Origin of the sequence: Mesorhizobium escarrei (assembly GCF_935825525.1) — a bacterium.
Taxonomy (GTDB): Bacteria; Pseudomonadota; Alphaproteobacteria; order Rhizobiales; family Rhizobiaceae; genus Mesorhizobium; species Mesorhizobium escarrei.
The window spans coordinates 43,936-51,954 of record NZ_CAKXZT010000057.1; the positions used below are offsets into that span (position 1 = coordinate 43,936).

At 64.3% G+C, this 8,019-nt stretch carries 8 protein-coding genes and 1 pseudogene; 6 read left to right on the top strand and 3 right to left on the bottom strand.

The window, feature by feature from the left end; genetic code table 11:
- Positions 1-8: 8 nt before the first annotated feature.
- The 3 genes from NMG80_RS04440 to NMG80_RS04450 all read left to right on the top strand — a co-directional run bounded on the left by NMG80_RS04440 (position 9) and on the right by NMG80_RS04450 (position 2,311).
- Positions 9-494: a hypothetical protein gene (locus NMG80_RS04440; RefSeq protein ID WP_254017012.1), complete on the top strand. Its 486-nt coding sequence runs from the start codon at positions 9-11 to the stop codon at positions 492-494.
- 82 nt (positions 495-576) lie between these two features.
- Positions 577-1,983 carry a dihydrolipoyl dehydrogenase gene (gene lpdA / locus NMG80_RS04445; protein WP_254017013.1) on the top strand — a complete coding sequence of 469 codons (1,407 nt, stop codon included), beginning with the start codon at positions 577-579 and terminating at the stop codon, positions 1,981-1,983.
- Between the two features lie 121 nt (positions 1,984-2,104).
- Positions 2,105-2,311 carry a hypothetical protein gene (locus tag NMG80_RS04450; protein ID WP_254017014.1) on the top strand — a complete coding sequence of 69 codons (207 nt, stop codon included), beginning with the start codon at positions 2,105-2,107 and terminating at the stop codon, positions 2,309-2,311.
- A gap of 366 nt (positions 2,312-2,677) precedes the next feature.
- Here NMG80_RS04450 and NMG80_RS04455 read toward each other — a convergent pair whose 3' ends face one another.
- Both NMG80_RS04455 and NMG80_RS04460 read right to left on the bottom strand, forming a co-directional pair.
- Positions 2,678-3,745 (bottom strand): TraB/GumN family protein, encoded by a 1,068-nt coding sequence (locus NMG80_RS04455; protein ID WP_254017015.1) that lies wholly within the window; start codon positions 3,743-3,745, stop codon positions 2,678-2,680.
- 114 nt (positions 3,746-3,859) lie between these two features.
- A complete protein-coding gene (locus NMG80_RS04460; protein ID WP_254017016.1) occupies positions 3,860-4,798 on the bottom strand; it encodes a tyrosine recombinase XerC in 939 nt (312 codons plus the stop codon).
- 132 nt (positions 4,799-4,930) lie between these two features.
- Between NMG80_RS04460 and rimM the strand changes: the two genes are divergently transcribed.
- Positions 4,931-5,530, top strand: coding sequence for a ribosome maturation factor RimM (rimM, locus tag NMG80_RS04465; protein ID WP_254017017.1), 600 nt, complete (start codon positions 4,931-4,933; stop codon positions 5,528-5,530).
- Positions 5,527-6,222, top strand: coding sequence for a tRNA (guanosine(37)-N1)-methyltransferase TrmD (gene trmD, locus NMG80_RS04470; protein WP_254017018.1), 696 nt, complete (start codon positions 5,527-5,529; stop codon positions 6,220-6,222). The genes rimM and trmD overlap by 4 nt, the downstream gene beginning before the upstream one ends.
- A 105-nt stretch (positions 6,223-6,327) precedes the next feature.
- On the opposite strand, the pseudogene NMG80_RS04475 reads toward trmD, so the two are convergent.
- Positions 6,328-7,081 (bottom strand): annotated as a pseudogene (locus tag NMG80_RS04475) (sulfite exporter TauE/SafE family protein).
- Between the two features lie 331 nt (positions 7,082-7,412).
- Between NMG80_RS04475 and rplS the strand changes: the two are divergent.
- A complete protein-coding gene (rplS, locus tag NMG80_RS04480) occupies positions 7,413-7,952 on the top strand; it encodes a 50S ribosomal protein L19 (RefSeq protein WP_077380901.1) in 540 nt (179 codons plus the stop codon).
- Positions 7,953-8,019: the final 67 nt, after the last annotated feature.

An 8,019-nucleotide genomic window follows, 5' to 3' on the forward strand; every position in this document is an offset into this window, starting at 1 on the left:
ATTCCGGAATGTTTTTCACGCTGTGCGCGGCCGCCGTTGCGCAGACGGGATCGGCGGCCTTTGCCGCTTGCCCGCTGGAACTCGCCGTCTATGGCGATGCCGAAAGTGCGGCCGAGATCGATTTCAGGCCGACCGGGGAATCGGCTGTTGTCACCAACACCTTCAAGATGGTGCTCGACAACGGCGTCGTGCTCGACGGCATCGTCATGTGGACGCAAGGCGTGGCGCGGCCGCATGGCTCGCTGATGTACAAATGCCCGACAGGGGACGTCACCGGCGACGAACTCGCCGCCTGCACGCTGTGGGAGGGGGTCGTCTACAGCGCTGACGACAAAGGCAACATCGCTCTGCTGCCGGCCGAAGGGGTAGATGCTCCGGCGAAACTAATCTTTCCTGACCTCGGACCGTCGCTGCAGATGTCGGCCGCCTATGGCGCCAACGGGTTTTCAAAGGTGCCGTGGGATGTTTTTTCGCTGAGGGGCTGTCAGGAATGAGCGCGTCCAAAAAATGCTGCCGGTGACCGGCGGCGGCCGCTAATCCCAGCCAAGGCTGAGTGCCAGACCAGAAGGACAAATCATGGCTTATGACGTCGTTATCATCGGATCGGGACCAGGCGGCTATGTCTGCGCCATCAAGGCGGCACAGCTCGGCCTGAAAACGGCGGTGGTCGAGAAGAACCCGACCTTCGGCGGCACCTGCCTCAATATCGGCTGCATCCCGTCCAAGGCGCTGCTGCATGCCTCCGAGATATTTTCTGAGGCCGGCCATTCCTTCGATACGTTGGGCGTCGAAATCAGCGCGCCAAAGCTAAACCTGCAAAAGATGATGGCGCACAAGGACGCGACAGTGGCGTCCAACGTCAACGGCGTCGCCTTTCTGTTCAAGAAGAACAAGATCGACAGCTTTCGCGGCACCGGCAAGGTCCTGTCCGCCGGAAGAGTGTCGGTGACCGGCGAGGACGGCAAGGTCGAGGAGATCGAGACCAAGAACATCGTCATCGCCACCGGCTCCGACGTCGCCGGCATTCCCGGCGTCAAGGTCGACATCGACGAGAAGGTGATCATGTCGTCGACCGGCGCGTTGTCGCTGGGCAAGGTGCCGGGCCACCTGGTGGTGGTCGGCGGCGGCGTCATCGGCCTGGAGCTCGGCTCGGTATGGGCGCGGCTCGGCGCCAAGGTGACCGTCGTCGAGTTCCTCGACACCATACTGGGCGGCATGGACGGCGAGGTCGCCAAACAGTTCCAGCGCATGCTGTCCAAGCAAGGCATAGAATTCAGGCTTGGCGCCAAGGTGACCGGCGTCGCCAAGGCCAAGAAGGGCGCCACCGTCACCTTCGAGCCGGTCAAGGGCGGTGCGGCCGAGACCATCGAGGCGGACGCGGTGCTGATTGCGACGGGACGCCGGGCCTATTCGGACAGTCTCGGGCTGAAGGAGGCCGGGGTCGAGGTCGACGAGCGCGGCCGGGTCAAGACCGACGGCCATCTCACCGCCAATATCCCCGGCATCTACGCCATCGGCGACGTCATCGCCGGGCCGATGCTCGCCCACAAGGCCGAGGACGAGGGCGTGGCGGTGGCCGAGATCATTGCCGGCCAGGCCGGCCATGTGAATTACGGGGTGATCCCGAACGTCGTCTACACCAGTCCGGAAATCGCCTCGGTCGGCAAGACGGAGGAAGAGCTGAAGGCGGCCGGCATCGACTACAAGGCCGGCAAGTTTCCGTTCAGCGCCAATGGCCGGGCGCGCGCCATGCTGCACACCGACGGCTTCGTGAAGATCCTGGCTGACAAGCAGAGCGACCGCGTGCTCGGCGTCCACATCGTCGGCTTCGGCGCCGGCGAGATGATCCACGAGGCGGCGGTGCTGATGGAGTTCGGCGGCTCGTCGGAAGATCTTGCCCGCACCTGCCACGCCCATCCGACGATGTCGGAAGCTGTGAAGGAAGCGGCGCTGGCGACCTTCTTCAAGCCGATCCATATGTAGGCACTCCTCACCGCCGGCATCCATTTGGCGGCTCAAAGCAAAACGGCCCGCTTTTCAGCGGGCCGTTCGTATTTGAAGTCAGCAGCCGATCACTGCGGGGCTGGTGCGGGCGCCGGAGCAGGTGCTGGCTCTGCAGGTGCCGGAGCAGGTGCTGGCGCCGGAGCAGGCGCGGGCTCTGCAGGTGCCGGGGCCGGAGCAGGCTCTGCAGGTGCCGGAGCAGGCGTCGGTTCAGTGGGCGCTGGTGCCGGGGCCGGCGTGGTTGCAGCCGGCGGTTCAGCAGGCGCTGGCGCCTCACCGCTTGTTCCAAAAACATAGTAAGCGACAATAGCCAGAACAACGACAACCAGGGCAATCAGCCAGCCGGTGCTGCCGCCACCCGACCTGGGAGGGGGTGTCGGAGTGGTGTACGGGTCGTTTGGATTCGCCATAAAAGTGTCCTCCGTGGATGAAAAGTATCAATCAACACACATCAACGCGCAATCGTTGAACAGGTTTCACGCTAGGGATCGAAAACGCCGAAAACAGGGCATTCTTCGCTGGGAATCGTTTGTCTGCAAGCACTTTACTCACAAAACTCGCAGCGATCGAGCCAAATTAAACCTTTCGACCGTCCTGTGCTGGGACAAGCCTCCCGTGATTCGGGAAGGCATCGCCCCGAATCACGCCTTGCCGGGCCCGCAACTCAACCGTGCAACTAGTCGACGGCAGTGACAGTGTAGCCGGCCTTGCGGAAATCCTCGACCAGGCCCTCCGCGCCCGGGAGGTGCAAGGCGCCTACTGCCATGAACGCGTTGCCCTTGGCGAGGATCGGCCTGGCATGGTCGATCATCACCTTGTTGCGGCGGGTGATCATGGTTTCTTCGAAGGCGGCATAGCCCGCCGAATCGTCTTCGCCGCCGGGAAGGACGGCACGAAACAGCGGCCAGAGCATGCCGATGTCGCCGCGCTGGTAAAGCACGATCATGGTCTCGTTGACGTCGTTCACCCTGTTGCCGAGCTTCAGCGTGTCGACGAGGCCCTTCATGTGAAAAGCGAGCGGCAGTGAGGCCATGGCGCGAAGCTGGTCGGCGACGGTCTCCAACCCATCGACCGCCTTGCCTGAGGCTTTGGCGTCCTCTGCTAGCTTGATGTCGAGCACCGGCGTGCCGCCGGTCTGGCGGGCCAGTTCACAGGCCGGGAGCGCGACCATGGTCGACAGCATCCACGGCTTCATCTTGGCAACGCTCGCCGGTGGAATGCCGCGCGCGTCGAGCGCCTTGTTCGCCGCCGCCGCATCGTCCGGCGACAGCAGCGATGACAGCGTGGTGCTGTCGGTGAACATCATCAGCTCCGGCTCTTTCAGGAACGCCGCCATCATCTTCTGCTTATCGAGCACCTCCGTGGTCTCGATGACGACAGTGTCGGCGGCGTCAAAGGCCTTTTGCGCGGCGGGCGGCAGCGTGGTCACGCGCGGGTCGGTCATGTGCATGGTGCCGAACAGGAAGGACGGTCTTTCGCCCGCCTTTTCCAGTTTCCACAACAGGCCCTTGCCGTTCGGTGTCGCGGCCGCTTCCGTCTCGATCTTGCGGTAGGCGGCCGGGTCGTCCTTTTGCAAGGCCGACAACATGTCGGCGCCGGCGCAGACCGGGGTTTCAGCGCGCGCCTTGCCGGCGGCGAGCAGCGCGATGACCATGAAAGAGAGGAAAAACAGGACGTTCAGCGCGACGAGCAGCTTCAACGAAGCAAAGGCCGTGCGCTCGGCTATGGCGATGACGCGTTTCATGGCTCGCTTTTTAGAGACAAAGAACGGCGAAACGGTTAACCGGCGCGGCAAAATTGTCTCGGACTTGGTCCACGGCTCATATGCTGGCTGCAACTTTGCGAAATCATGCGTCGGTTATGCCCGCGGATGGGCCGTTTCATAGATTTCGAGCAGCCTCGCGGTGTCGACGCCGGTGTAGATCTGCGTCGTCGACAGGCTGGCGTGGCCCAATAGTTCCTGGATGGTGCGCAGGTCGCCGCCGCGCCCAAGCAGATGTGTGGCGAAGGAATGGCGCAACGCATGCGGCGTGGCGGTGTCCGGCAGATTGAGCGCCGAGCGCAGCTTGGCCATGTCGCGCTGGACAATGGCCGGGTTAAGCGGCCCGCCGCGGGCGCCGCGAAACAGCAGGCCCTTGGGATCGAGATGATAGGGGCAGAGCCGCCGGTATTGGGCGATCGCCCGCAGTGCGATCGGCAGCACCGGCACCAGCCGCGTCTTGCCGCCCTTGCCGGTGACGCGCAGCACCGTTTCATCAGGCGACGACAGATCGGCGCCGGACAGGCCGAGCGCCTCGGAAATGCGCAGGCCCGAGCCGTAGAGCAGCGTCAGCACGGCGGCGTTGCGGGCGGCGATCCACGGCTCCTCCGCCAGCTGACCTTCCACCGACACGACGTGTTTCGCATCGCTGGCCGTCAGCGGCTTGGGCAGCGACTTCGGCTGCCGTGGCGCGCGCAGTGCCGCAGCACCCGCCGCATTGACGAGGCCGCGCCGCTCCAGATAGCGCAGCAGCGAGCGGATGCCGGCCAGCCCCCGCCCGAGCGTGCGGGCGCCGGCGCCTCCGGCGCGGCGGGCGGCGAGAAAGCCACGCAGATCGGCCGGGCGCAGATCGGCGATATCCGAAATGCCGGGCGAACCGCCGCAATGGCCGGTCAGGAAGTGCAGGAACTGGCGCGTGTCGCGCTCATAGGCTTCCACGGTTTCCGGCGACAGTCGGCGCTCGCGCGCCAGCATCTTCAGCCAGCTTTCGCGGGCCGCCTGAAGGTCTGGTTTGGCCGGGATAAGGAATTCCTGCATGCGCTCTTCCGAATATTCCGTTCTTCCAATCCCGGGCCATCTTCCGGCAGCCGGGTTAGGAAGCGGTGAAGAGCTGCGTCATTGAAATGATAAGAGGGTGGAGCTAGAGCAAGGCAGAGGATTTTTCCACCGATGACCAAACCGCAAAACCCTGTCCAGATGGCCGTGATCGGCGCCGCCCACGGCATCAAGGGCGAATTGCGCGTGAAAACCTTTACCGGCGATCCGCTGGCGCTGGCCGACTACGGGCCGCTCTATGCCAGGGACGGCCGCGCCTTCCATATCGTTGACATCAGGCCGGCCAACACCGTGGTGGTGGTGCGCATCAAGGGGATCAGCGACCGCAACGCCGCCGAGGCGCTCGCCGGCACGGAATTGTTCGTCGACCGCTCGGTGCTGCCGGACGATGGCGAAGAGGACGAATTCTATCATGCCGATCTCGTCGGGTTGGCGGTCCGGGACGATACCGGTGCTGACATCGGCGAGGTCGTCGCCGTGCATAATTTCGGCGGCGGCGACATTCTCGACGTGACATTGGCGGGGCGCAAAGGCGTGCTGATCCCGTTCACGCAGGCCGCCGTTCCTGACGTGTCGATCAAAGACGGCTTCGTCCGCATCGATCCAGCGGCGGCGGGCTTGACCGATGACGAAGACGGCGACGAACCCGGCCGCGATGGTTTCGACCCGAAGGGCAGGCCGCGCGGGCCGAAGGACGCCGGGGGCAACCGGTGAGTTTTTCCGCCTCGGTGCTGACGCTCTATCCGGAGATGTTTCCCGGCGCGCTCGGCGTGTCGCTGGCCGGCAGGGCGCTGGAGGCCGGCACATGGTCGCTGGAAGCAATCCAGATCCGCGATTTCGCCAGCGATCGCCATCGCACCGTCGACGACACGCCGGCCGGCGGCGGCGCTGGCATGGTGATGCGGGCCGACGTTTTGGCCAAGGGGATCGACCATATCTCGCCGGCGGGTGATCCGCGGCCGCGGCTGCTGATGAGTCCGCGTGGAAAACCGCTGACGCAGGTGCGTGTGCGCGAACTGGCCGCCGGGCCCGGTGTCGTCATCGTCTGCGGACGCTTCGAAGGCGTCGACCAGCGGGTGATCGAGGCGCGGGGACTTGAGGAGGTCTCGATCGGCGACTTCATCCTTTCCGGCGGCGAGCCGGCAGCGCTGGTGCTGCTCGATGCCGTGGTGCGGCTGTTGCCCGGCGTGATGGGCAACGTGGTGTCGGGCGATCAGGAGAGCTTTGAAAACGGCCTGCTCGAACATCCGCACTACACGCGGCCGCAGGAATTCGAGGGTCGGCAAATCCCCGAGGTCCTCACCTCGGGCAATCACCAGAAGATCGCCGCATGGCGACGCGCCGAGTCGGAAAGATTGACGAAAGAGCGGCGGCCGGACCTGTTGGAGCCTGATCCATCCCGATAGAATCGGGATGGGGCTCCATCTTTCTGCTTGACCATGATCATTTCCGAAAACCGGGTCCCACTTTTTGCTGCGGTGACCTTCGGTTCGGGATCATGGTCGAGTTGCTCACCCCTTGGTGAAATAGTAAAAAGCCAGGAACATGCCGACCCCGACGACGAAGCCGCGCACGGCAATTTGCGGCACGCGCTTGGCGATCCAGACGCCGGCATAGGCGCCCAGCGCGCCGCCCGGTATCATGACGATCGCCTGCCGCCAGGCGATGACGTCGCCGGAGACGAAGACCAGGATGGCTACTGCCGCGATGACCACGGCCAGCAGGTTCTTCAGCGCGTTGAGGCGGTGATAGTCGCCGGCCTGGGTGAGGCCGAGCGTCGCCAGCATCATGACGCCCATGCCGGCGCCGAAGAAGCCGCCATAAACGGCGGTGGCGAACTGCGCCAGGGAGCCGACCAGCGAACCCACCGCGGCCTCACGGCCCGGCTTGGGTGCCGGCTTCAGCCACGGCCCGGCGGCGAACAGCGCGGTTGCCGCCAGCAGCAGCCAGGGCACCAGGACGCGGAACGACGGATTGTTCGAGCGCCAGAAGGATGAGCGCACCGGCCAGCGCGCCAAGAGCCGAGATAAGGCCGAGCAGCAACGCTGTGCGCCAAAAATGCTTGATGTCGGACCAGTAGGCGAGCGTCGAGGTGATGTAGCCGGGAAACTGCGTCAGCGACGAGGTGGCATTGGCGACGATCGGCGGCAAGCCGACCAGCGACATGGCGCCGAAGGTTATGAACGTCCCGCCGCCGGCTATGGCGTTGACGGCACCTGAGAGAAAGCCCGCAAAAAAGAGCAGGGCCGCATCGAGAACTGGCATAGAGGTGTTGCCGCCGGAGGAAAGTCACGTTCTACCCGGCTTAAAAAGCTTGGCCCTTCGACGCAACCTCCGAGCTGAAAGATTGCAGTGCCGGCCAACGACCAAAAAAGACACGGCGAAGGCGTGACAAAGCGCCGAAATAGCTGTATGTGCGCGCCGTACTGGCAAGAACAACTGCCGGACCCGTCAACAATGGCGGTGTAGTCGCCCCTGCCCGATGTTCTCGAACCCAGACGGTCTCGAATAAAGGGCATAGCCGAGCGGTCAATGGTACTGCAAGGCGAGTGTCGGACGCTCTGACTGTCGGAAGAACAAGAAGTGGATTTTTGAGATGGATATCCTCCGTCAGCTCGAGGCCGAACAGGCCGCCAAGATCGAAGCCAAGCGCAAGCTTCCCGAATTCCAGCCCGGCGACACCGTGCGCGTCCAGGTCCGCGTGACCGAAGGCACCCGCACCCGCGTCCAGGCTTATGAGGGCGTCGTCATCGCCCGCGCCGGCGCCGGTTTCCAGGAGAATTTCACCGTTCGCAAGATTTCCTATGGCGAAGGTGTGGAGCGCGTGTTCCCGGTCTTTTCGCCGATGGTCGAAGGCGTCGAGATCGTGCGCCGCGGCAAGGTGCGCCGCGCCAAGCTCTATTACCTGCGCGATCGCCGCGGCAAGTCGGCCCGCATTTCGGAAAACACCGGCGTGCGCGCCCGCAAGCTGAACGATGATGAGCGCGATGCGCTGAACGCCGAAAAGGCCCGCATCGAGGCCGAGAAGGTGGCCGCCGCCCAGGCGCTAGCCGCCGAGAAGGCTGCGCAGGACGCCGCCGAGAAGAAGGCCGCCGACGAGGCCGCTAAGGCCGAGGAAGCCGCTGCCGCCGAATAAGCGTCTTCAACAATCATGTTTTGGAAAAGGCGGCTTCGGCCGCCTTTTTTGTCGTGCGCCAGGCATG

What these genes read in the sequence shown, in the direction of transcription:
- NMG80_RS04440 (WP_254017012.1), top strand. Translation starts at nt 9, where the DNA reads ATGTTTTTCACGCTGTGCGCGGCCGCCGTTGCGCAGACGGGATCGGCG.
- lpdA (WP_254017013.1), top strand. Translation starts at nt 577, where the DNA reads ATGGCTTATGACGTCGTTATCATCGGATCGGGACCAGGCGGCTATGTC.
- NMG80_RS04460 (WP_254017016.1), bottom strand. Translation starts at nt 4,798, where the DNA reads ATGCAGGAATTCCTTATCCCGGCCAAACCAGACCTTCAGGCGGCCCGC.
- rimM (WP_254017017.1), top strand. Translation starts at nt 4,931, where the DNA reads ATGACCAAACCGCAAAACCCTGTCCAGATGGCCGTGATCGGCGCCGCC.
- NMG80_RS04455 (WP_254017015.1), bottom strand. Translation starts at nt 3,745, where the DNA reads ATGAAACGCGTCATCGCCATAGCCGAGCGCACGGCCTTTGCTTCGTTG.
- rplS (WP_077380901.1), top strand. Translation starts at nt 7,413, where the DNA reads ATGGATATCCTCCGTCAGCTCGAGGCCGAACAGGCCGCCAAGATCGAA.